Genomic DNA, 23,319 nt, shown 5'->3' with positions numbered 1-23,319 from the left:
AGGAGCGTGGATGATGAGTGGTGTGACCATGACGGCGCAGTCGTTGCGTGAGCAGGAGAGGGCGGCCCGGAAGGCCGAACGCGAGCGTCAGCGCCGCGTTGCCAAGGACGAGGCGGCGGAGCGCAAGCGTGCGGAGAAGTCCGGGTTCGCGAACGTGAACAACCCGCGTCGATCCGTGACATTGACGATAATATGTGCGGTCTTCGCGATCTACTGCCTGTTCCCGTTCGTGTATCTGGTGATCAACGCGACGAAGACGCAGGCCGACTTCACGAGTACGTTCGGCCTCGGTTTCGGTCATACGTTCGCCCTGTGGGACAACATCGTGACCGTGTTCACGTTTAACGGCGGAATCTTCGGCCGCTGGCTGCTGAACACGCTGCTGTACGTGGTGGTCGGTGCGGGCGGCGCGACCCTGTTGGCGATCATGGGTGGCTACGCGCTCGCCAAATTCCGCTTCCCGGGCCGCAAAGCCGTGTTTGCCGTCATCATCGGTGCGATTTCGGTGCCGGGCATCGCGCTGGCTGTCCCGCAGTTCCTCCTGTTCGCGAAGCTGAACCTGACGAACACCCCGTGGGCCATGATCATCCCGTCGCTGATCTCCCCGTTCGGCCTGTATCTGATGTGGATCTTCAGCGAGCAGGCCGTGCCGACTGAGCTGCTCGAGGCGGCGCGCGTGGATGGTGCGAGCGAATGGCGTACGTTCTGGACGATCAGCCTGCCGCTGCTCGCGCCGGGCATCGTGACGACGGCCCTGTTCACGATCGTGGCGACGTGGAACAACTACTTCCTGCCGTTGATCATGCTCAAGGAGGATTCGTGGTATCCGTTGACGATCGGTCTGAACCAGTGGAAGGACCAGGCGTCGACGGCGGGCGGCACCGCGATCCAGAACCTGGTGATCACGGGTTCGCTGATCACGATCATCCCGCTGGTGATCGCGTTCCTGTGCCTGCAGAAGTACTGGCAGTCGGGTCTCGCCGCCGGTGCGGTCAAGGAGTAGCCGGCCCGGCGGCGGCCGTCTCGTGGCCGGTAACGGCCGTAACTCAACAATAGCGAGCGTCTGTTGTTGAGCTACGGTCGTCAACCGCCTCCGAAACGACCGTAACTCAACAGTAGGGCGCAGGTATTGTTGAGTTACGGTCGTTTGTTGTGTCTGAAACGGCCGTAACTCAACAACAGTGGTACGTTACCGGTTATGAGGAAGCCCCGCGATCCCAGACAGGGTCGCGGGGCTTCTCGCCATAGGGACTTCACCGTAAATCGGTGGAATACGTTCGCTGTTCAGTCGTCCAGGTCCTGCGCGGAGATGTACGCGTTCGGATCGGTGATCGGCTCGTGGTCGTCCGGAACCTCGCGATGCGTGGACCCCTCGTATGAGTCGTTCCACGTCATGCTCGCCGTGCCGTCCGCGATGGTGATCGGCAGCTGCACGATCGGTGAATTACCCAGATCGTTCTTGTACCAACGGTCGCCGATGAACAGGAACCGGTCGCTGTGATACGGGTCGTCGTCAAGCGGGATCACGATGTCCACCTGCGAATCGAACGTCTGCGTGCCCAGCGGCGCGAACGTGCGCCACTCGCTCCATGGGCCGTGCAGGTCGGGTGCGGTCGAGTACATGTTGTCGTTGGTGAACCAGCCGGTCAGCTTGGAGCCGAACCAGTAGTACAGGCCGTCTTTCTTGACGATGGTCGGCGACTCCAGTCCGTACGGGTAGTCGTTGGCGCGCTCGCAGGCGACGTCTTCGACGATGGTCAGATAGTCGTCGGACAGACGGTAGATGTGCGTGCCGTGATCGCGGTCCTCGCTCATGATGTAGCCGCCGCCGTCGGCGTCCTGGAACACGCCGATGTCGCGGCTGAGATAGCCGCGCCATGTGATGGTGGTTTGGAACGCGAATGGTCCGAGCGGATTGTCGGCCACGGCGACGCCGATGTGCGCGTACATGTAGTCCGGCGTTTCGGCGTGGATGTACATGACATATTTGCCGGTCTGCGGGCAGTGCAGCACCTTTGGGCGCTCGCCGATGCGGTCGGCTGCCAGCGCGGAGCCGCTCTCCTGCACGTCGAGCACGATGCCGTGGCTCATCCAGGTGACGAAATCCTGGGTGGTGTAGCAGCATACGCCTTGGAACAGGTTGCCATTGGCCTTGTTCTCGCCGTACGCGCACCACGTGTCGCCGAAGCGTTGCACGCCGATGCCGTGGAGTTGGGCGACGTTGCCGGAGGTGTCGATCGGCAGGAATGAGCCGAATCTGGTTGACATGAGAGATCCTTCCCTTGAATCTGGGGTCTGTGCGCCGGTCGCTCATCGTTGTATGTGACCGGTTACAGTTTAAGTATATCGATATTGTGTGACCGGTTACGATTTATGGGTACGTGTCGTGCCGATCGATATAACGACTTGCGTACGACTCTTGTACGGCTACTTGTGTACAGCTCACGTGACGTCGCCGTACACGGGCGCCCGTATGTCGCCGGTGCGGACGCTACGCCGACTGCCGTTCGACGATCGTCGTGGGCAGCAGCTGCACGAAATGCCGCTCGACCGGCTCGCCGCGCATGATGTTCAGCAGCAATTTCGCCACGGTCTCGCCGTGCAGATACGAATCCTGCCGTACGGTGGTGAGCTTCGGATTGGCCATCTGCGCGAGCGGCGAATCGTCGAATCCGGTGACGGCGATGTCGTCCGGCACGCGGTAGCCGAAGCGGTCGAGCTGGTTGATCACGCCGATGGCGATGCTGTCGTTCGCGCACACGATGCCGTCGATCTGGTCGAGGATCGGCTGGAACGTGACGGCCGCCATCTCGCCGCTGCCGATCTCCCAGTCGTCGGCGTAGTACACGCGCGAGTCGTCGTAGAACTTGCCCATGGCCTCGCGGAAGCCGTTCAGTCGATTGATGGCAGATGTGGAGAACCCCGGGCCGCACACGTAGGCGAGACGGGACCGCCCCTTGTTCAGCAGGAACCGCGTGATGTCGCGCTGGCCTTCCGCATTGGTGAAGTCGACCGCCGGGTAGGGCAGGTCGCCGCGGTTGCTGGCCTCGGAGCGCACGACCGGCCGCTTGGTTTCCTTGCATGCCAGGGCCAGCGAGTCGTCCTCGCTCAGGGAGAACAGCAGGTAGCCGTCGGCGTAGTCGCTTTTGATGAGTTTGGCGATGCGATGGACGGCCTCGTCGGAGTTCGCGATGACGGTGACCATCTGATAGCCGGCGTCGCCCAGGGCCTGGTTGGCGGCAGCCATGGCCTCGGCGACGCTGGCTTGCATGATTGTGGCGGCGGATTCGACCTGGAGGATCAGGCAGACGGTCTGGGTGCGCTGCTGCGCGAGCGACCGGGCGGCGTTGTTCGGCACGTACTGCAGGGTTTCGATGGCGTTGGCGATGCGTTCCGCGGCGTCCTTGGAGACGTGGTCGTTGCCGTTGAGATAGCGGGATACCGTGCCGTAGGACACTTCCGCGTAGCGTGCTACGTCTCGGATGGTCACTTTCTTATGCGCCGTGGTCATGAACACCATGGTATTCGGTTCTGACATCTCCCCGCTCCCTTGTGTTTCTCTCATGTCCTGCTCGTTGCCGTGCCGGTTGCTTGTCGTATGGTCGCGCGTGCCGCGCGCGATGGTTCCGATCCGTGATCGTCGCGATCGTAGACACACGATTTGTAACCGGTCACATAACAGTGTATAGTATTTTATGTAACCGGTCACACAGAGTGTTGTGTGATGCAAACCTCGAAGAGGAGAGGCGGATAACATGAGTAGCTCAATAACCAAGGCGGTAGCCATCGCCGGCGCCGCGGCCATGCTGGTCAGCGTCGCGGCATGCGGCGGCAGCTCCACCAACAACGCGCAGCAGAGCGACGGCAGCTCCACCGGCGGCACCACCGAAATCACCGTGTGGGCATGGGAGACGACCCTGACCCAGGTGGTCAAGGACTTCGAAAAGGCCAACCCCGACATCAAGGTCAAGCTCGTCAACTCCGGTCAGGGCAACAAGACCTACACCGCACTGACCAACGCGCTCAACGCCGGCAGCGGCGCGCCGGACGTGGCCCAGATCGAATATTACGCCCTGCCAAACTACGCGATCGACGGCGCCCTGCAGGACATCACCGACAAGACTTCCGGCTACGACAGCTTCTACACGCCGGGCACCTGGTCCTCCGTGCAATGGGGAGGCAAGGTCTACGCGCTGCCGATGGATTCCGGCCCGATGGCCTTCTTCTACAACAAGGAGGTCTTCGACAAGGCCGGCATCTCCGAGGCTCCGAAGACGTGGGACGAGTTCTATCAGGACGCCAAGAAGATCCATGCGCTCGGCGACAACTACTACATCACGTCCGACACCGGCGACGCCGGCTTCTACGATTCGATGACCTGGCTGGCCGGTGCGAAGCCGTTCGAGACCTCCGCGGATGGCAAGACCGTCACCATCAACCTCACCGGCGACGAGAAGGTCAAGGAATTCAACGACTTTTGGCAGAAGCTGCTCGACGAGGGCCTGCTTGACACCAAGACCGCCGGCTGGTCCGAGGACTGGTTCAAGGGCATGGCCGACGGCACGATCGCCTCGCTGATCACCGGCGCATGGATGCCGGCCAACCTCGCCAACTCCGCTCCCGGCGGCGCCGGCAAGTGGCGCGTCGCCCCGACCCCAACCGCCGACGGCTCGGCCACCAACTCCGAGAACGGCGGTTCCTCGCTCGCCATCCTCGCCTCCTCCAAGAAGCAGGAAGCAGCGCTCAAGTTCATCGAATACGCGAACCACGGCGACGGCGTGGCCACCCGCGTGGCCGGCGGCGCATTCCCGGCCGACACCGAATCACTCAAGTCCGACAGCTTCATCAACGCGACCACTGTGAAGAACGCCGACGGCGAGGACGTCGACTACTTCGGCGGCCAGAAGTACAACGAGGTGCTCGCGCAGGCGGCGGAAAACGTGTCCACCGACTACCAGTTCCTCCCGTTCGAGGTCTACGCGCGCGGCAAGTTCGGCGACTTCGTCGGCAAGTCGTACACCGGCGACCAGAAGCTGTCCGACGGCGTGGCCGCATGGCAGCAGGATCTGAAGTCCTACGCCGAAGGCCAGGGCTTCACGGTCAAATAACGGCAACGCGGAGGTCGCGTGATCATCGGCAGCCGGTAATCACGCGACCTCCGATACTCAACGCAACCAATAACCAATCAACATCAATCAACATCAACCAACACAACGTCCGTCAATATCAAAGGAGCATATGATGACGTTTTCGATCAAGAAGTCCGTGGCCGTGCTTGGCGCCGCGGCCATGATGGTATCTGTGGCGGCCTGTGGCTCGGGTGACACCGGCGCGCAGTCCGACAACTCCGGCACCTCCGCCGACGGCAAGGCCACCATCACCGTGTGGAGCTGGGACACCACCATCGAGGATGCCGCCAAGAAGTACATGGAGGAGAACCCGAACGTCACCATCAAGGTCTCGAACGTCGGCACCTCTGCGCAGACCCAGGTCTCGCTGAACAACGCGATCGCCGCAGGCAAGGGTGCCCCGGACATCTCCCTGATGGAATACCACTCCATCGCCCAGTTCGCGTTGTCCGACGCGCTCGAGGACCTCACCGACAAGACCTCCGGCTTCGACGCCGATTACCCCGCCGGCATCTGGAAGGGCGTTCAGGTCAACGGCAAGGTCTACGGCCTGCCGGTCGACTCCGGCCCGAACGCGCTGTTCTACAACAAGGCCATCTTCGACAAGGCCGGCATCTCCGAGGCCCCGAAGACGTGGGAGGAGTACTACCAGGACGCCAAGAAGATCCGCGCCCTTGGCGACGACTACTACATCACCTCCGACGCCGGCGACAACAACCAGTCCACCGTGTTCATGTCGCTTATCGCGCAGGCCGGCGGCGCCCCGTTCAAGGTCGACGGCGACAAGGTCTCCATCGACCTCGTCAACGACGAAGGCACCAAGAAGGCCGTCGAATACTGGCAGCGCATGATCGACGAGGACCTCATCAACACCAAGGTCACCAGCTGGTCCGACGAATGGAACAAGGGCCTCGGCGACGGCACCATTGCCTCGCTCGTCACCGGCGCGTGGATGCCGGGCAACCTGCTCTCCGGCGCCGCGCAGGCCTCCGGCAACTTCCGCGTGGCCACCGTGCCGCAGTGGAACGAGGGCGAGAACATCAACTCCTTCAACGGCGGCTCCTCGCTGACCCTCATCAAGGGCACCAAGAACGCCGACGCCGCCTTCAAGTTCATGGAGTACGTCTGCCACAGCAAGGAAGGCATCAAGAACCGCGTCTCCTCCGGCGCCTTCCCGGCCGACTCCGAGTCCTTCAAGTCCGACTACTACCTCAACGGCACCGACGACCTGAACAAGTACTTCGGCGGCCAGAAGTACACTGAGGTGCTCGCGCAGGCGGCCGAGCAGGAAGTCGGCGACTTCGAGTTCCTGCCCTTCTGGAGCCAGGTGCAGAACACCTTCGGCGACTACGCCGGCAAGGCGTACCGCAAGGAGGAGAAGCTCTCCAAGTCCATGGAGGACTTCCAGAAGTCCCTCATCGACTACGCCGAGGGCCAGGGCTTCACGGTCGAGAAGTAACGGCTGAGGCGTAACGGCTGCGGCTGAGAAGTGGCGGCTGCGGTTGAGGCGTAACGGCTGTGGCGTAACAGCTGAGATCGGCCGCCGCGATTATGGTCGGGCATCCCGCATCGGATGCCCGACCTTTTTCGTGTCTGGGTCTCTTGTCGGTCTCTTTCTCGTCTCGTCGCTTCTCTTGCCTTTCCTCTCTCTATCCTTCAACGGACATACAGCCGATTCCACCACCCAAATCGGCTGTATGTCCGTTGAGGGAAAAGAGACTCTGCGTCGATATCGGCGGCCTATCCCAGCACTACTCCTCCCACCAACGGACATACAGCCGATCCAGACACGAAAATCGGCTGTATGTCCGTTTCAGAAGATCGGTGTACGTTCGGAAGGATAGCGCCGGATCAGTCGCGCGGAACGAAACTGCCGCGTACCACCAGCTTGGTCGACAGCAGGATATGACGATGCACGCCGTCCGGATCGGCTTCGTTCAGCGCATCGATGAGCAGCAGGATCGCGTTGTTGACCAGCGCTCGCTGATCGATGGCGTACGTCGTGAGCGGCGGCGACGTGTACTGCGCGATGGCCTGGTTGTTGATACTGATGATGCTCACGTCGCGCGGCACTGCGATGCCCGCTTCGGCGAACGCCTGCAGTACGCCCACGGCGATCACGTCGGTGGCGGTGATGAAGCAGTCCGGCAGCCCGTCCGCGCCGAGCGTCTCGATCGCGCGCCGTCCCAACGCCAGACCGTTCTCCACGCTGACCGGACCATCCACGAACATCAGGCCGTCAGACGGCAGGTCGAGCCGTTCGGTCCAGTTGCGGAACGCCATGGCGCGCGGGTCCTCCGGGTAATCGTGCGCGCCCATCATGCGGCCGAGGCTGCCGATGAAGCCGATGCGGCGCATGCCGGCGGCGGTGGCCGTGTCGAGCGCGTCCAGCACGGTCTGCTGCAGATCGGGCTGTATGGAATCGAAGAGGTTCGGCGCAGGGTTTACATCGATGAATACACCGTACGGCATGACGTCGTGTAGGGCGACGATGTCGGCATGACGATGCTGACCCGGACCGATGGCGATGAAACCGTCGTATTCGCCGGCGCTCGCGATCAGACGATGGATGTCGGTGAAGAACGTCAAGCTGAGATTCTGCTGCTGCGACGTGGCGAGCAACGTATTGCGCAGCTCGCGGTAATACGCGTTCTCCAGCTCCTCGTCGCCGGATAGTGCGTCCAGCACCGCCAACTGGTACGCGCTGCCGAACACGCCGTTGACGGGGCCGTGCGGCCGTTGTGCTTCCGTATTCGTTCCCATGCCTCGTGATCCTTAACGTCGTCGTTCGCGATGGCGTTGCCTTGGTTACCTGTTGGTTACTGCCTGCCGTGGTGAGTACGTACTGCCTGCTCGTACTCGTCGCTGTACGCATTGTAACCTATGACGATCGTGCGTCGGCGGCGGACATGCGATGATTTCCCAAACGGACATACAGTCGATCCGGGTACGAAAAACGGCTGTATGTCCGTTGGGGAAGAAACTCTCCCTTCAACGGACATACAGCCGATTTCATCGTCGTAATCGGCTGCATGTCCGTTACGGAGCGACGAGTACGTTGCCGAGTCCAACTCGGTGACGTCCATTCCTCGCTTCTCGTAACGGACATACAGCCGATTACGTATGCCCTATCGGCTGTATGTCCGTTGGCGTGTATGCGGAACACACAGCCGATACGTGATCGTCGAGACTTACAGGATGCCCTGCGCGACCATCGCGTTGGCGACCTTGACGAAGCCAGCGGCGTTCGCGCCGAGCATCAGATCGCCCTCGTGGCCGTACTCCTTCGCGGCCTTGAGCGACTCGGCCACGATCGTCTCCATGATGTTCTTGAGCTTGGCGTCGACCTCGTCGAACGTCCACGACAGACGGTAGCTGTTCTGGCTCATCTCCAGCCCGGAGACGGCCACGCCGCCCGCGTTCGCGGCCTTGGCCGGGCCGTACAGCAGACCGTTCTGCTGGTACACGGCGATGGCCTCCGGCGTGGACGGCATGTTCGCGCCTTCGCACACGACCTTGCAGCCGCCGGCGACGAGGGCCTTCGCGGACTCTTCGTTGATCTCGTTCTGCGTGGCGCACGGTAGCGCGATATCGCACGGCACGGTCCACACGCCTGAGCAGCCCTCATGGTATTCGGCGGACGGCACGCGCTCCGCGTACTCCTTGATGCGGCCGCGCTCGACCTCCTTGATCTGCTTGACGACGGTCACGTCGATGCCGTTCGGGTCGTACACGTAGCCATTGGAGTCGGACACGGTGACGACCTTGGCACCCAGCTGCTCGGCCTTCTGCGCGGCGTAGATCGCCACGTTGCCGGACCCGGAGATCACGACGGTCTTGCCCTCGAACGAGTCGTTCTTGAGCACGCGCAGCGCCTCGGCGGTGTAGTAGCAGACGCCGTAGCCGGTCGCCTCGGTGCGGGCGAGCGAGCCGCCGAACTCGAGACCCTTGCCGGTCAGCACGCCGGAATACTCGTCGCGGATGCGCTTGTACTGGCCGAACAGGTAGCCGATCTCACGGCCGCCCACGTTGATATCGCCGGCCGGAACGTCGGTGAACTGGCCGATGTGACGGCACAGCTCGGTCATGAACGCCTGGCAGAAGCGCATGACCTCGGCGTCGGACTTGCCCTTCGGGTCGAAGTCGGAGCCGCCCTTGCCGCCGCCCATCGGCAGCGTGGTCAGCGAGTTCTTGAGGATCTGCTCGAAACCGAGGAACTTGATGACGCCCTCGTTCACGGTCGGGTGGAAGCGCAGACCGCCCTTGTACGGGCCGATCGCGGAGTTGAACTGCACGCGGTAACCGCGGTTGACCTGCACCTTGCCGGCGTCGTCGGTCCACGCGACGCGGAACTTGACCACGCGCTCCGGCTCGACGATGCGCTCGAGCACGCCCGCCTTCTCGTATTCGGGGTGCTTCTCGATCACGGGTTCGAGGGTTTCGAACACTTCGCGCACGGCCTGCAGGAACTCGGGCTGGTCGCCGTCGCGCTGCTCGACTTGAGCATAGACGCGCTGGATGTAATCGTTGGTGAACATGGATCTCCCTTGGTTCAGTCATCAATAAGACGGCTTTATTGTAGATTTGCGGGACTGCTGAAACAAGGGTTTTCCCAAGATCCGGCCGTTATCTCACATTGCTAACGATGTACATAGAATACGGCGTTTTGATTTTGCGTATTTTATAACGTTAAAAACTCTGTGATTAAGCCAGTTTTTACTATCTTCACAGTATTATTGAAGAGAAAAAACATCTTGGGGGGGGCTTATCTTGTAGCGTATACGCTAAGGTTCGCGTAACCTTAGCGTGCAACGTTATAAACAAGTAGTGGCTTCTCATGGTGCGATGTGACGACGAGGTGAGTGTGATGGTCAGCAAGAAAGTGGTATTTACCGCCGAGCAAGTGGCGTACCTGAATGGCTTGCCGGCCGTGCAGTCGGCGACGGTGAATCGTATCGAATACGCGCAGGAATTTCAGGATTCGTGCATGGAGCGGTATGCCGACGGCGCCTCGCCGGTCAAGATGTTCCGTGAGGCCGGGCTGGGTCCGGAGATTATCGGATACAAGCGCATTGAGCGTTGTATTGCGCGGTGGAAGGCGGCCCGTGCCAAGGCGCAGGATGAGCAGGAGGCTGCGGAGGCGTAGCTGGCTGGTTGGCTCCCCTCAGTCAGCTACGCTGACGGCGGGTTCTAGTGATCGTTGCAACACCTGATGATCTGGGAAGGAGATTCAGGTGGGCAAGTGGGTGTTCGACGGGGTTGAATACGCAACCCGTAATGAGATGTGTAAAGCACGTCGTGACAGGTATGTGGAACTCATAGCTGGTGGGATGAATTACACGCAGGCCGCGAGAGCGGTTGGTGTTTCGAAGCGTACGGGCAAGGTATGGAGGAACGGGAGGACTCGTGCTGGTCGTCGTGCGCTACCGTCCGTGGTGATCCGGTATGCTCCCGTCATGGATGAATCGAAGACGATCAGTCCACGATTCTTGAGTCTGACGGATCGTATCGGTATCGCGGATTGGGTGAGACTGGGTTGGAGTATACGGGGAATTGCGCGCAGGCTCGGACGTTCCGCGTCGACTATTTCTCGTGAGATCACGCGTAACACGAACCCGGATACTGGCTGGTATGAACCGTATCGCGCTCACCGGTTGAGCAGGAAACGGCTCGCCCGGCCTAAGCGTGCGAAGGTGATCGTGGATCATTCGTTGTTCGTGTACATTCGTGAGGGGTTGGGTAGGCACTGGAGTCCGGAGCAGATCGCGCGCAGGCTCCGGTTTGATTTCCCGGATAATGGGGACATGCATGTCTGCACGGAAACGATTTACCAGGCTATCTACGTTCAGGCCAAAGGCGAGCTGAAAAAGGATGTCGCCAAGGCGTTGAGGAGCGGACGGACGAAACGTCGTTCGCATGCCAAGGGTAGTGAGCGAGTGTCTCGGTTTCGTGAGCCGATGGTCATGATCTCCGAGCGTCCCGCGGAGGCGGAGGACCGTGCCGTGCCCGGCCATTGGGAGGGCGACCTGATCATGGGCGCGAACAACCGCAGCGCGATCGGCACGCTCGTGGAGCGTTCGACCCGGTTCCTGATCCTCCTGCATCTGCCCGACGGGCACGACGCCGAACACGTCCAGCGAGCGATCATCGACCGGATGGGAGAACTGCCCGCCGTTCTGCGACGGTCCCTGACCTGGGACCAGGGTTCGGAACTCGCGCTCCACAAACGCATCTCGACCTCGCTGGACATGGATGTGTTCTTCTGCGACCCGCATTCGCCGTGGCAGCGGGGCACGAACGAGAACACGAACGGGCTGCTGCGCCAGTATTTCCCGAAGGGGATTGACCTGGGCGGGTATTCGCGGGCGTATCTGGACATGATCGCGGCCAAAATGAACAACCGTCCCAGAAAGACCCTTGACGCCAGGTCTCCGATCGAGGTCATGCTCGATCTGATCGAAGCGGCATGATACGATCACGCAACCGAATCAGACAGCAACACAGGTGTTGCAACCACCACTAGAATCCGCCGCTACGCTGACAGCTCCCCTCATGGAGGGGGGCCAGGCTGATCGTCGATCAGGCCGGCGAGTATGCCGGCTTCCCTTTTCCCTTTCTTCTCTTCTTCCTTCTTCTCCTTAACGAACATACAGCCGATTGCATCGATGTAAACGGCTGTATGTCCGCTAAGAATGGGGTGATATTCCCGTTTTCTCCCCTGTTTTTCCTATCCCCCTAACGGACAACCAGCCGATGGCGCCTTTGGTTTCGGCTGGTTGTCCGTTGTCTGGTTGCGTTACTCTGACAGAAGATGCATACGTATGCGTACGTAAGGAGCGACCATGATCGATGGATTCAAGAAGTTCATTTCCCGCGGCAACATGATCGACATGGCGGTCGGTGTCGTGATGGGCGGTGCGGTCACGGCCGTGGTCAATGCGATCGTCAACAGTCTGATCAATCCGTTGATCGCCATGATCTTCGGTAAGCCGAACATGGATGGTCTGTTGGCGTTCACCTTCAATGGTGCGACCATATCGCTCGGCGCGGTGCTCGGCGCGATCCTCAACTTCTTCATCGTGGCCGTCGCCGTGTACTTCTTCATTCTCGTGCCGATCAACAAGTTCCGTGACATGTCGGATGCGTTGCTGGTCAAGGCCAGGCTCAAGGAAGCCGCCGACAAGGCCGCCGCCGAAGCGGAGGCCGAGGCGACCGCGGAACCGACCCCCGAGGAACAGACCGTCGCACTGCTCCAGGAGATCCGCGACGAGCTTGCCAAACGCAATGTATGAAGGCGCTGACGCCGCTCTCCTCAGCCTTACTTCGCGAGCCAGCTCCTCTTTCTGAGGGGAGCCACATGCATGGTGATGGGGTGATGTTTCACATGAAACATCACCCCATCGGAGACCGTCCCGTCGGTCAGATCAGCTTGTTGCCAGCCGCGCGATACAGATCCCACCAATCCTCACGGCTGAGATCAACATCCGCGCCCGCGGCCATCTGACGGATGCGATCGGGATTCATCGACCCCAGCAACGGCTGGATGCCGGCAGGATGACGCAGCATCCACGCCACCGCGATGCCGTTCGGCGTCGAATCATACTTCGCGGCCAACTTGTCGAGTTCAGCGTTGAGTTCCGGGAAATGTGCGTTGCCAACGAACGGACCATACTCGGTATCGGACTGGAACGGGCACCACGCCTGAATCGTCATGTGCTTGAGTCGCGAATACGGCAGAATGCCGCCCGTACGATCGGCCGCCGGATCATCGTTCACATTGAAATGAATCTCGGCATCCAGCATCTGCGTGTGCATCAGACCAAACTGCAGCTGGTTGATCTCCAACTTCTGCCGCAACCCGCTCTGCAGCAACTCGATCTGCCACGGTCCCATATTGCTCACGCCGAAATGACGCACCTTGCCGCTCGACTCCAGCTTGTCGAACGCCTCGGCGACCTGATCCAACTCAAATAACGTGTCGATGCGATGCAGTAGCACGGCATCGACGTAGTCGGTCTGCAACGCCGCCAACTCGGCGTCAAGCGCATCCAACAGATGCTTGGCCGTGAAATCATAGCCGCGCGCGCCGCCGTCACCGAACCGGAAATCAATACCGAACTTGGTCTGAATGAAAATCTTGTCGCGATTCAGTCCCGCATCCTTCCACGCCTGACCGAACCGACGCGAACTGGCATGCAATTCGTGCACGTGGAAGCCGTAGATATCGGCCGTATCAAAGTAATCGATACCAGACTCCGCCGCCGTTGAAACCGTGCGTGCGGCAGCCGCGGCATCCAGTGCATCGATGCGCATGACGCCTAACGCCACGCGCGATGCGATCATGCCAGACTGTCCGATTTCTTGAGTTTTCATATCCACTCCCCTGTGTTCGATTGCGATATTCAAGGCGCCGTCATCGGCGGCACGATGACTCCACCCTACCGCCTCAACCGCGCTTGAACGCAAATCGCGGCGCATGTGCGTACGTCCGTACGGTTCTGGCCGGTTGTTCCGCAACCACAAAAGCCCGGCGGTTGGGCCGGGCTTTCGAGGAGAGAAGAAAGGAGAAGAAGGAAGAAGGTGTTTTCAGTTATGGTGTCCGGCCTTTCGGCCGTTGACTACATATAACCACCTGACTCATGGCATCGCGTGCGAGGACTCTGTGAGTTGCGTGGGAGTCGTGTGACGGTTGTGCGGGGAGCGTTGCTTTGGGATGCGTGAATGCCGTCCGCTTCTCCCCGTTAACGTACATACAGCCGTTTTCATTGTTGGAATCGGCTGTATGTCCGTCAAGGATTAAGGATGGGGTTAAGTAAAGAAACGTGGGTCTTAAATCCGGGGTGAGGTGTTCTCCTGTCTTGCGTGTCGGGGTGTGATTAACGGTCCGGGCGTTAATCGCGCGGGGTGTTTGACTTTTCGTGTTGGCTTGTTCCATGAGCAGGAACAAGTCTTCAAAGGCGAGGAAGTGCCCGTTGTGCGGTATGCCGATGCGCAAGAAGGGGTTCACGAAGGCCGGTACCCAACGATGGAAGTGCGATGCATGCCGCCTGAGCTCGACCATGAGGCGGGAGGATCGGACGCGTATGGCGGAGTTCCGCGCGTTCATCGCGTGGGTCACGGGCAAGCGGTCCATGAGCGAGGCCGCGGCGATGCTCGGAACCACGCGGCAGACGTTCGCGGCCAGGATCGCGTGGTGCTGGAACGTGGAGCCGGGGATGCCGGGCGTCTCCCGTTCCCACCGGTACGTGATGGCCGACGGCACGTACGTGCCGTACGGCTGGTGCCTGCTGGTCCTGACCGGCGACGACGGGCGGCCCGTGAAGTGGCAGTGGTGCTCCGCGGAGACGAAGCCGGCATACCTGCAGCTGCTCCGTGGGGTGAAGCGTCCGGGAATGCTGGTGTGCGACGGCGGCCAGGGGTGTCTGGCGGCCGCCGAGACCCGGTGGAGGGGAGTCCGCGTGCAGCGCTGCCTCGTGCACGTATTGCGCAACACGCGCGTCGACCTGACGAACAAACCCAAGAGCGAAGCGGGAAAAGCACTGCTCAGGCTCGCCCGCGGGCTCACCAGGGTGAGGACCGCCGACGAGGCCGCCATATGGCTCACGGACCTCAACGCATGGCACGCGGAGCACGGCGACTATCTCAAGGAGCGCACCACCGCCAAACAGGATCCCATGCGCGTGAACGGGCGCAAGTGGTGGTGGACGCACGAACGCCTGCGCCGCGCCTACTTCCGGCTGGTCAAACTCAACCGGGATGGGATGCTGTTCGCGTTCCTCGACCCCGACATCGTCAGGGACGGCGATTCGCCGCCGTCGACCACGAACCAGTTGGAGGGCGGCGTCAACGCCGTCGTCAAACGCACGCTCGACCATCACCGGGGACTATCCGAGGCGCACATGAAACGATGCTGCGAATGGACGGTCTACATGCTCGCCGAGCATCCCGACCCGGAATCGTTCGTCACCCCCGCGCACTGGAAGACGGTCGGAAAGGAGCCGGTCGAGGACAACGGACCGACGCCCGGCACCCTGACCGCGGTGCAACTGCCCGACACCGGCATCAATGCCTACGAGAACGGATTCGGCATCAGAAAAGGATGGGCAGGACGCTCAAAATAATCCACGCCACGCGATGACACGCGCGGATAAGACCCACGTTTCTTTACTTAACCCTAAGGATGAGGCGGAGTGGGCCGACGCAGGAGGGCCGACTCTGGAGGGATGACTCGGAAGGGATGACTCGGAAGGGATGACTCGGAAGGGATGACTCGGAAAGGACGACTCGGAAAGGACGACGGCCAGACAGTGACGATAACGGCAACAGTGCCGGCAACGTCCGCGGTAAACAACAGGACCCCGAAACCTTGCGATTCCGGGGTCCTGATCGGTGACGTGGAGCATGCCGGGTTCTGATGATTTGTTGCAATGACGCGGCTTTTCGGCGTATCAGAATACAAAACGACCCTATGAACGTCTGATTTTGCGCGTAGCGTTGGCCCGCGAGGCCGTCGTTTTTGAATTTGTGTGATGTATCTCACATTTCCGAAATCCGTCCGTCGAAGGGCGGATTTTGGCGTTTTCCTCGTTGTACCGGGGTTTTCGGAATACGCCTCTCTCCGATATTCCCCAAGTGTCATACGGGAAACGCCCGTAGGCGTACACAGAACAGAAAGGTGTCTACCATGGCAAGCTTCTCTCGCCTGACCTCCTCCGCTACCGAGGTCGCTACTGCTCTCCGTTTCATCGCCCTTGCGTCCTGCGCTGATGCGCCCGTCCAGATGGATGGCGACAAGCCCAAGCTGTACGAGGGCAAGGAGGTTCATCAGCTCGGCAACCTCGCCGTGAAGGCGCTTCAGAAGGATGGCTCGTGGGCCGTCGTTCAGAACGTGTCCGTCAAGTCCTTCAGCGTGAGGGATTGGCCGCAGTTGGTCGAACTCAAGCCCACGGGGCGTGTCATTCTCACGCCCTACGTCAATCGCTCGAATCGGCTCGCGTGGTCGGTGATCGTCGAGGATCTCGCTCCTGTGGATGCGAACCCCGGCAAGTGACGGAATCCGATTTGAGGGGGGGCGGTCTTGATTGGTGGTCGGCTGGCCCCCTCCCCGTTGGAAGGAGCTGATGATGGCTATTCCCGATGGCGTTGTGCCTCTGGCTGAGGCCCTGCAAGGCACGGGCATGGATCTGCCCGAGTACACCCGGCTGTGGGCCTATTTCGGCAACAAGCCCGTTGCCGTGGAAGGTTTGTGGGGGCCTGCTGGGCTTCGCCCCCTCGATGCCTGCATTGCCGATGGCGTGCTTTTCGACCCCGTGGCGATCGCCTTCAACGTCGGTCTGATGCGCCGTGGCATGACCGAGATCCGCCGCATGCAGGAGCAGATGCTGACCGATGGCGAAACCCGCGATTCACTCGCCGAGCAGATCGAGCGTGAATGGCGGCAGGAGAAACGCGAGGAAATCCGCGAGATGCGATGGGAGGCTTCCCGATGATACTCGCGTTCCTCGCATTGGATGTGACGTTTCAGCTGGGCCTGACGGTTTGGCTGATGCTTTGGATGGACGGAAGGAGACTCCGCTATGAGCGGAAGGAAACGGGCCGTGAAGGCTTGGCTGGAGCCGGGGGTGTATTCGGCTTTGCGGATGTGGGCGGCGGCGACGCCGGGCATGACCATCTCGAAGATGGTGGATCTAGCGATACGCCGGGAACTGGCCCGGTTGCAGGCCCAGCAGAAACCGCTGGACGTGACGAACTCCGACAAGCTGGAGGACTGGACGGAGGAGGAGATGGATCCGCGCGTGCGGGCCGTATCGAGGTCTCTCAGGACGGCTACCAGCGATGGAAACGGGAACGCGCCGAGGCGCGGGCTGCGCAAGACGGGAAGACGGCCCGATGATGCATGAACTGCTGGAATGGGCCACGTCCACGAGCGCGCCGGTATGGAGCGTGGCCGTCGCCCTTTTTGTGGGTATCTTCGCCCGCGAACTGACCGAAGCTTGGAACCACGATCGCGAACGGGAACGAGCAATGAGGGGAGGTGAGAACGATGATGCGACTGATTGACGGGGAACCATACATCTCACAATCCGACATGGCCGCGTTGGGGGAATGCTCCGACTCGACCGTGGCCTACCTGACCTCGCGCGGGGTCTTCCGCGAGTCGGTGAAACGAGCCTCGGGCCGGTATTGGTATCGGCTCGCGGACGCGCTCTCGTGGCGTGCGTCCTACCGGCAGGGGCGGTAGCGAAGAAGTTCCCCGGCTGGCCCCCGCGCTCGCGCGGGGGTCAAGCCCCCGAAGGGGGGCGCAGACGGGAGGCCGCGAATGCGGCCGAGCGCCAGTACTATAGGGGAACTTCTGTGACAAAACCTCAAAACCGTTGGAAACATTGGCCTCGCGGGCCATTCCAACTTCTGTGACAAAACAGTTCCACCTCTGTGACAAATCCACTTCTGTGACAAAAACGCCCCGTGAAGCGGCAACTCCACGGGGCGGGAAGGAAAACGACATGACGGACATATCCACCGACACCGGGAAGACTATCTCGTTCGTCCGCAAGATCCGCTACCCGGACAAGGAAAAGGTGCGCAAGCTGAACAACATTGCCGCGCATCCCCGTTCGAGATGCTGGATGGTCACCATCCCCGCGAAGTACGTGAATCGTGACCCGACGATACTGACCGACGTCGCGAAACGCCCCGGATGGTCATACATAGGCCAGATGGAGGAGGGCACCGGCAAGCGCTTCGAAGAGAACGAGGGGAACCGTCCGAAAGCGCCGGAGGGAACCGTGGATCCGGAAGGGAACCCCGTCCAATGGCTGTACGGAACCGATGGGTTGTACCAGGGGCTTCAGCACTATCATTTTTGCTTCTATACGCCTCAGATGCGCATGGGGTCTTTCGCGAAGCTGTTTCCCACGCAGGCCCATATCGACAACGTGCAACGCGGGAAGGAGGCCGTCGCCCGGTACTGCTCGAAACTCGACACCCGTATCGCAGGTCCTTGGCAAAGCGAGGGATTCTCGTTCGACGGCCAAGGCAAGCGCACGGATCTGACCGACAGGCAGGCCGCCCGGCAAACCGCATTCGACGGCACGAACCCCTTGACGCTGATCGCCCAGAATGTGGATCTCGCCCCCTACGCAAAGGAGCTGAAAGACGCATACGCCGCCGGGCAATACGAGCGCTCCAACAGCTACCGGGACGTGCAGATGCTGTATCTCATCGGAGACGGGCGCGTGGGCAAAAGCCTCTACGCGAAGGCATACGCCAAGCGTCGCAAGCTGCCGTTCTACATCGTGCCGAATCGCGGGCCGGATGGGACATGGCATCCATGGGATATGTACGACCAGCAGCGCACGCTGATCTGGAACGAATTCAACCGCGACAAAAAACCCGGCATGTCCCAGCTCCTCGAGTTCTGGGAGGGGGAGCCGCAAACCCAGCTCACGGCGAGGTACGCGAACGGTTTCGCCTTCTTCGACCGCATCGTGTTCACGTCGAACGTCGGGATACGCGATTGCTACGACGAGTCGGATCTGAAAAACCGCTCGGCATCGGTACTGGGGCGCATCACCACAGTTCGCGTCACGCTGGACGACGATCTGGACACCGTGCGCTTTGAAAAGATCGATGGGCCGACGTGGTGGGATGGATTGCCCGAGACGGAAAGCATCATCGGCATGATGGAGGAAGTCGGCATGACCGATGAGATGATACGCCACCACATCATCGAACGTCAGGAAGCCCTTGACGGGCGTCAGGAAACGATGGAGCAGGACGGGGAATGGGAGAACTCCCTGATGGAGGATCTGAAGGACTTCTGAAACCCCGTGGTACGGGCCGTAGCGGTACGCCGTGCGAAAGTGCCCGCCGCCCGGTGCCTCGGTGCCGGGATGTGACAGGCCGGTGGTGTGACGCGCCGTCCGGTGCCCCGACGCGGAGCCGCCGCTTGCAAGGCGTAGCGCTCGGGAACGTGCCGGACGCGCGTTGCCCCCGGCCCGGTGCCCCGACGTGCCGACGTGACGGAGCGGCGCGGTGCGGGGTTGCGTCGCGTACCGCGCTCGTACCACGACGGGATCAGACCGAAAAGGCCCCGGCCAGACTCTCAACGGCCTCGCTCTTCATCCCGAGGGTCTGGACGGTGTAGTACGCCGTCATCACGTTCGAGGAGTGGCCGAGGATCTTCTGGGCGGTCTCGATGGGGACGCCGCTCTGAGCCATCGCCGTGGCGCACAGGTTTCGGGACGTGTGCGGGTTCCAGCTCTTCCGCCAAGCCTTGCGCTCCTCCTCGCTGCTGAACCGGAGCACGGGCTTGTCGTTGTTCATCTGATGGGGCAGTTGGTTGATGTACGCCTCCAGCAGCTCGTACCAAAGCTGGCGGTGCTTCGACGGACGCAGCACATGACCCTTCGCGTCCAGCCACACGCAATCCCTCTCCCAGACGTACTCGCCGTGCCGATGACCGTTGCGGTGCATCTCCTGATCCAGCTGGAGGCCCAGCAGGGCCTTCCGCCACCGTTCGGGCAGGGGTATCGTCCGATGACCGGCGTCGCTCTTCGCGCCCGGCCTCAGGTACCAGCCGCTCAGCCCGCTTGTCTTCGGGTCGTGACGCTCCAGCACCTGACGGATCTCCACGGTGGCCGGCTGGCCTTTCCTCGCCCGCAGGTTCGTGAAGCACGACCATTCCAATCCCAGCAGCTCGGCGCTGCGCAGACCCAGCATCATCATCAGCACGCGCGGGTAGTCGTCGTGGTACGGGCACTCCGGCCTTTCCAGCCAGTCCAGCAGACCGCCGACCAGCTCCAGATGCGCGTCCGCAGTCCTCTCCACCAGCTCCCTGCGCTCCGGAACGTACTTGGGCTTCTTGACCAACGCCATCGGGCTGTGCCCCAGCACCTTCGTATCGACGGCGTAGGTGAAGATCGCCGTCAGCTCCTTGTGTATCGCGACCCTCACGCTCGGATACGGGCAAGCCTCGATGACCCGCACCGCGTCCGCGTCAGTGACGTCGCCGACACGCTTCTTGCCCATCGCTGGCAGGATCCAGTGATTGAACGTCTCCTTCTTCTTGCGCTTCGAATGCTCCCGGATCTCCGCCTCCGAATAGTGGCCGAGGTACCGCGCCGTGAACTCGTCCATCGTCGGGGTCTGCGGCCGCTCCAATCCCCGGCTGACCAGCCGGGACAGATTCTCGGCCCTCCGCTCCATGGCCTTCACGGGCGTGTCCCCATACCCGCGGATCTTCCTCTGCTTCCCGTCCACCGTCAGCGTCATCGCCGCGCACCACACGTCCTTGCCGTTGTTCTTCGTCTGGTAGACGGTGCCCAGACCCTTCATGCCACGTTGCTTTGCCATGCCTCAAATCGTAGCAGAAAACGACCCTACCAACGACCCTATGAACAGCAAAAAAGAAACCCCGGAACCTTGCGATTCCGGGGTTTCTTGTTGTGTTGTGGAGCATGCCGGGTTCGAACCGGCGACCCTCTGCTTGCAAAGCAGATGCGCTACCAGCTGCGCCAATGCCCCAAATCTGGGTAGTTAGAAAAAAAGAGCGGCACATGGCCGCTTCATTTTTCCTGTGGGCCCGGGAGGACTTGAACCTCCGACCTCATCCTTATCAGGGATGCGCTCTAACCACCTGAGCTACGGGCCCGATCCATACGCTTCAAAAGCGCACAATCGACTAGATTACCAGAGACCTTCCGTATGTCAATTCGGCAGTGTCATCGGCGTGTCGCGCGATAATCGGCGGGCGGCAACGGCAAACCAACGGCAGCCAACCGTAACCAATACCGAGTAATAGTCAACATAACCACTATAAGGGCAACCGCTTTGCGTCACGTGTACCGACTGGTAGAGTCGATCACGCAAATCCCATGAGGAAGAGAGCAGTAATGAATGGGATGCGTAATTGCATCGAACACAATGGTCGTACCATGCCTGCCGACCCAACCATGTCCGGCGTGACATTAACGGTCGGGCAGGTGGTTGAACGTATCGGCTTGCCCGACGAAGTCGATACCGTGATGCGCGATCTGGAGGCCAACGGCGAATCGTTGCCCGCAGACGGTATGGATGCGGTGCAGGGCCTCGCCAATCCGGAGCGACGCGTCGAATCGTGGCAGACCTTGAAATCCATGCTCGGCGACGATCCGTGCGGTTTCCGCATGCTGTACTGGATGCTCTACGCGGCCGGCGCCTACACGTTCCCGGAATACTGCCGTCTCGGCATTCCTGACAACGTATTCGACTCCACCATGGCGTGTTTCACGCGATTCGTCGAAGAACACAAGGTCAGTTACGGCGATTACGGATTCGATCGCGATTTCTGGACGTACCGTCAGCTGAGCACGCGACTGTTCCGCCTCAGCAACCTCGAATTCGAACTGGCCTGCGACGCGAAGGATGTGCCGTCGGTCGCCGGAGTGCCGCGCGTCATCAATCTGCACATTCCGTCCGACGCGCATCTCGACCCGGACCACTGCGACCAGTCCATTGCCCGTTCGCGTTCGTTCTTCGCGCGGTTCTTCCCGGACTGGCCCGGCGTGCCGTACATGTGCGAGTCGTGGCTGCTCTCCCCCGCGCTCGAACAGCTGCTGCCGGAGCATGCGCACATCCTCGACTTCCAGCACCGGTTCGACATTCTCGAGACTCGGCCGGACGCGCAAGATTGGCGCGAATGGGTATTCCAACGGGATCCCGCGCCGATTGCGGATCTGCCGGAGCGGACGTCGCTGCAGCGCGCCATGAAGCAGTTTCTGCTTGACGGCGGCAAGGTCGGCATCGGCATCGGTCGGTTGCGGTGACAGTCTGACTGGTTGACTGGCGGCAGATGATTGACGACTGGTGACCGTTGACGGTCTGGCTGGCGGTCTGTGTCCGTTGCTGCGTGACAATGGTCGTATGCCATTTCGTCGATCAACCGCCCCGCGTGCGCCGCAAACCATGACCATTGACGGACTGGACGTGACGGTGACGCGCAAGTCGATCAAGAACATGTATCTGCGCGTACGACCGGCGGACGGTCGAGTGGAGATTTCCGCACCGATGCGCATGAACGAACGACAGATCGTTGATTTCGTGCGCGGACGGCGGGATTGGATCGCGCGGCAGCGGGTACGGTTGACGCAGTTGCGTGACGTGCGTGAGGATCCGCGGATGATGTGGACGGACGAGCGGCGGCGGCAGGCCGCGGCGGTGATCAACGCGGTGCTGCCAGGGCTGATCGCCGAGTGGGGGCCGATCATCGGGCGTACGCCGACGCATGTCACGTTGCGCGTCATGACTTCGCGATGGGGATCGTGCACGCCGAAAACCGGGCGCATACGGCTGAACCTACAGCTCGGACTGATGGATCCGAGATTCTTGGAATCCGTGCTTGTGCACGAGATGACGCACCTGTGGAACACACGTGGGCACGGTGTCGAGTTCCAGCGGCGGATGGATACGTATCAGCCGAACTGGCGGCAGCTGAGGCGGGAATTGAATCAGCAGCCGGTGATGGGGAGGCCGTAACTCAACAGTACAGTCGGGATATCGTTGAGTTACGGTCGTTTTCGGAAGTCACGAAGACCGTAACTCAACATCAAGGACCGGATTGTGTTGAGTTACGGTCGTGTAAGCCGTAAAAAACGGCCGTAACTCAACATCGAAGAGCGAATCTTGCTGAGTTACGGTCGTTATCGTGTGTGATTGCGCTTACTCACGCAAGGTGAGAGCGCATGAACCAGTGAAACTTCTCGAGCTGCTGCACGTGATCCTGGATGATGTTGGAGCTCACGAAATCCAGCTCGTCCAGTTCGGCCACCGCGCGACGATCCTCGGCGATGAACGCATCGTAGTACTCGATGAGCGCCTCAAGATACGCGGTGGTGCCGGCGCGGCCTTCGACATCGAACGGCTTCCACGTGCGGTTGCGCACGATCGCATCCGCGCGACCGTCCGGGGTGCCGCCCAGCGTGGCGATGCGCTCGGCCGTCTCGTCGGCCTGAGCCAGCACGGATTCGACCTCGGGGTCGAGCATCTCGTGCACGGCGATGAAGTTCGGGCCGGTCACGTTCCAGTGCGCGTGCTTGAGCACCAGCGCGGCCTCCTGCTCCTGGCTGAGGCGATTCTGCAGGATGGCGATGGCCTTTTCGGACGTGGCCTCGTCGAGTCCGGGAACAACGAATGCAAGCGTCATGACTTGCTC

General features: G+C 61.1%; 22 protein-coding genes and 2 tRNA genes. 15 read left to right on the top strand and 9 right to left on the bottom strand.

Annotation, left to right across the window (positions count from 1 at the left end; all coding sequences use genetic code 11):
• Positions 1 to 10 precede the first annotated feature (10 nt).
• Positions 11 to 1,003: a carbohydrate ABC transporter permease gene (locus DSM100688_RS08890; protein ID WP_152358735.1), complete on the top strand. Its 993-nt coding sequence runs from the start codon at positions 11 to 13 to the stop codon at positions 1,001 to 1,003.
• 281 nt (positions 1,004 to 1,284) lie between these two features.
• On the opposite strand, the gene DSM100688_RS08885 is transcribed toward DSM100688_RS08890, so the two are convergent.
• Complete coding sequence (locus DSM100688_RS08885) at positions 1,285 to 2,268, bottom strand: family 43 glycosylhydrolase (protein WP_152358734.1); 984 nt, start codon at positions 2,266 to 2,268, stop codon at positions 1,285 to 1,287.
• Positions 2,269 to 2,491: 223 nt separating this feature from the next.
• The gene (locus tag DSM100688_RS08880) at positions 2,492 to 3,511 is read right to left on the bottom strand and encodes a LacI family DNA-binding transcriptional regulator (RefSeq protein WP_152358760.1); all 1,020 of its coding nucleotides are present in this window, start codon (positions 3,509 to 3,511) and stop codon (positions 2,492 to 2,494) included.
• A 244-nt stretch (positions 3,512 to 3,755) separates the two neighbouring features.
• Between DSM100688_RS08880 and DSM100688_RS08875 the strand changes: the two genes are divergently transcribed.
• On the top strand, positions 3,756 to 5,108 hold the full coding sequence (locus DSM100688_RS08875; protein ID WP_152358733.1) for an ABC transporter substrate-binding protein: 1,353 nt from the start codon (positions 3,756 to 3,758) through the stop codon (positions 5,106 to 5,108).
• A gap of 130 nt (positions 5,109 to 5,238) precedes the next feature.
• Positions 5,239 to 6,588: an ABC transporter substrate-binding protein gene (locus tag DSM100688_RS08870; protein ID WP_239519464.1), complete on the top strand. Its 1,350-nt coding sequence runs from the start codon at positions 5,239 to 5,241 to the stop codon at positions 6,586 to 6,588.
• A 392-nt stretch (positions 6,589 to 6,980) separates the two neighbouring features.
• Here DSM100688_RS08870 and DSM100688_RS08865 read toward each other — a convergent pair whose 3' ends face one another.
• Together DSM100688_RS08865 and gdhA are read right to left on the bottom strand one after the other, a co-directional pair.
• Complete coding sequence (locus tag DSM100688_RS08865; RefSeq protein ID WP_152358732.1) at positions 6,981 to 7,892, bottom strand: substrate-binding domain-containing protein; 912 nt, start codon at positions 7,890 to 7,892, stop codon at positions 6,981 to 6,983.
• 428 nt (positions 7,893 to 8,320) lie between these two features.
• Entirely contained in the window at positions 8,321 to 9,667 is a 1,347-nt protein-coding gene (gene gdhA / locus DSM100688_RS08860) for an NADP-specific glutamate dehydrogenase (RefSeq protein ID WP_152358731.1), read from the bottom strand.
• 329 nt (positions 9,668 to 9,996) lie between these two features.
• Between gdhA and DSM100688_RS08855 the strand changes: the two genes are divergently transcribed.
• From DSM100688_RS08855 to DSM100688_RS08845, 3 genes are all read left to right on the top strand, one after another.
• A complete protein-coding gene (locus DSM100688_RS08855) occupies positions 9,997 to 10,275 on the top strand; it encodes a hypothetical protein (protein ID WP_204316752.1) in 279 nt (92 codons plus the stop codon).
• A 136-nt stretch (positions 10,276 to 10,411) separates the two neighbouring features.
• Positions 10,412 to 11,599 (top strand): IS30 family transposase, encoded by a 1,188-nt coding sequence (locus DSM100688_RS08850; protein WP_240811855.1) that lies wholly within the window; start codon positions 10,412 to 10,414, stop codon positions 11,597 to 11,599.
• A gap of 372 nt (positions 11,600 to 11,971) precedes the next feature.
• Entirely contained in the window at positions 11,972 to 12,421 is a 450-nt protein-coding gene (locus tag DSM100688_RS08845; RefSeq protein WP_152358729.1) for an MscL family protein, read from the top strand.
• 127 nt (positions 12,422 to 12,548) lie between these two features.
• Here the strand turns inward: DSM100688_RS08845 and DSM100688_RS08840 are convergent, their stop codons facing one another.
• Complete coding sequence (locus DSM100688_RS08840) at positions 12,549 to 13,502, bottom strand: aldo/keto reductase (RefSeq protein ID WP_152358757.1); 954 nt, start codon at positions 13,500 to 13,502, stop codon at positions 12,549 to 12,551.
• Between the two features lie 560 nt (positions 13,503 to 14,062).
• On the opposite strand from DSM100688_RS08840, the gene DSM100688_RS08830 reads away from it, so the two are divergent.
• The 7 genes from DSM100688_RS08830 to DSM100688_RS08805 all read left to right on the top strand — a co-directional run bounded on the left by DSM100688_RS08830 (position 14,063) and on the right by DSM100688_RS08805 (position 18,952).
• Positions 14,063 to 15,250, top strand: coding sequence for an IS1249 family transposase (locus DSM100688_RS08830; RefSeq protein ID WP_152358728.1), 1,188 nt, complete (start codon positions 14,063 to 14,065; stop codon positions 15,248 to 15,250).
• Positions 15,251 to 15,813: 563 nt separating this feature from the next.
• Positions 15,814 to 16,179 carry a hypothetical protein gene (locus tag DSM100688_RS08825; protein ID WP_152358727.1) on the top strand — a complete coding sequence of 122 codons (366 nt, stop codon included), beginning with the start codon at positions 15,814 to 15,816 and terminating at the stop codon, positions 16,177 to 16,179.
• A gap of 73 nt (positions 16,180 to 16,252) precedes the next feature.
• Positions 16,253 to 16,618: a hypothetical protein gene (locus DSM100688_RS08820; protein WP_152358726.1), complete on the top strand. Its 366-nt coding sequence runs from the start codon at positions 16,253 to 16,255 to the stop codon at positions 16,616 to 16,618.
• 87 nt (positions 16,619 to 16,705) lie between these two features.
• Positions 16,706 to 17,029 carry a hypothetical protein gene (locus DSM100688_RS08815; RefSeq protein ID WP_152358725.1) on the top strand — a complete coding sequence of 108 codons (324 nt, stop codon included), beginning with the start codon at positions 16,706 to 16,708 and terminating at the stop codon, positions 17,027 to 17,029.
• The gene (locus DSM100688_RS11815) at positions 17,019 to 17,189 is read left to right on the top strand and encodes a hypothetical protein (protein ID WP_163146924.1); all 171 of its coding nucleotides are present in this window, start codon (positions 17,019 to 17,021) and stop codon (positions 17,187 to 17,189) included. Before DSM100688_RS08815 ends, DSM100688_RS11815 begins: the two co-directional genes overlap by 11 nt.
• Complete coding sequence (locus DSM100688_RS08810) at positions 17,173 to 17,370, top strand: hypothetical protein (RefSeq protein ID WP_152358724.1); 198 nt, start codon at positions 17,173 to 17,175, stop codon at positions 17,368 to 17,370. Before DSM100688_RS11815 ends, DSM100688_RS08810 begins: the two co-directional genes overlap by 17 nt.
• Before the next feature lie 262 nt (positions 17,371 to 17,632).
• Entirely contained in the window at positions 17,633 to 18,952 is a 1,320-nt protein-coding gene (locus DSM100688_RS08805; RefSeq protein ID WP_152358723.1) for a P-loop NTPase family protein, read from the top strand.
• A gap of 253 nt (positions 18,953 to 19,205) precedes the next feature.
• On the opposite strand, the gene DSM100688_RS08800 is transcribed toward DSM100688_RS08805, so the two are convergent.
• The 3 genes from DSM100688_RS08800 to DSM100688_RS08790 all read right to left on the bottom strand — a co-directional run bounded on the left by DSM100688_RS08800 (position 19,206) and on the right by DSM100688_RS08790 (position 20,781).
• Positions 19,206 to 20,483, bottom strand: coding sequence for a tyrosine-type recombinase/integrase (locus DSM100688_RS08800; RefSeq protein WP_152358722.1), 1,278 nt, complete (start codon positions 20,481 to 20,483; stop codon positions 19,206 to 19,208).
• Positions 20,484 to 20,581: 98 nt separating this feature from the next.
• Positions 20,582 to 20,654 (bottom strand) — tRNA-Ala (locus DSM100688_RS08795).
• 53 nt (positions 20,655 to 20,707) lie between these two features.
• Positions 20,708 to 20,781, bottom strand: a tRNA-Ile gene (locus DSM100688_RS08790).
• A gap of 331 nt (positions 20,782 to 21,112) precedes the next feature.
• On the opposite strand from DSM100688_RS08790, the gene DSM100688_RS08785 reads away from it, so the two are divergent.
• Together DSM100688_RS08785 and DSM100688_RS08780 are read left to right on the top strand one after the other, a co-directional pair.
• The gene (locus DSM100688_RS08785) at positions 21,113 to 21,934 is read left to right on the top strand and encodes an acyltransferase domain-containing protein (RefSeq protein WP_163146925.1); all 822 of its coding nucleotides are present in this window, start codon (positions 21,113 to 21,115) and stop codon (positions 21,932 to 21,934) included.
• Positions 21,935 to 22,073: 139 nt separating this feature from the next.
• Entirely contained in the window at positions 22,074 to 22,643 is a 570-nt protein-coding gene (locus tag DSM100688_RS08780) for a M48 family metallopeptidase (RefSeq protein ID WP_152358720.1), read from the top strand.
• A gap of 187 nt (positions 22,644 to 22,830) precedes the next feature.
• Here the strand turns inward: DSM100688_RS08780 and DSM100688_RS08775 are convergent, their stop codons facing one another.
• Positions 22,831 to 23,310 (bottom strand): Dps family protein, encoded by a 480-nt coding sequence (locus DSM100688_RS08775; RefSeq protein WP_152358719.1) that lies wholly within the window; start codon positions 23,308 to 23,310, stop codon positions 22,831 to 22,833.
• Positions 23,311 to 23,319 lie beyond the last annotated feature (9 nt).

The organism is Bifidobacterium ramosum, assembly GCF_009299505.1.
In the GTDB taxonomy this organism is placed as follows: domain Bacteria; phylum Actinomycetota; class Actinomycetes; order Actinomycetales; family Bifidobacteriaceae; genus Bifidobacterium; species Bifidobacterium ramosum.
This window is presented reverse-complemented; position numbering and strand designations above follow the sequence as displayed.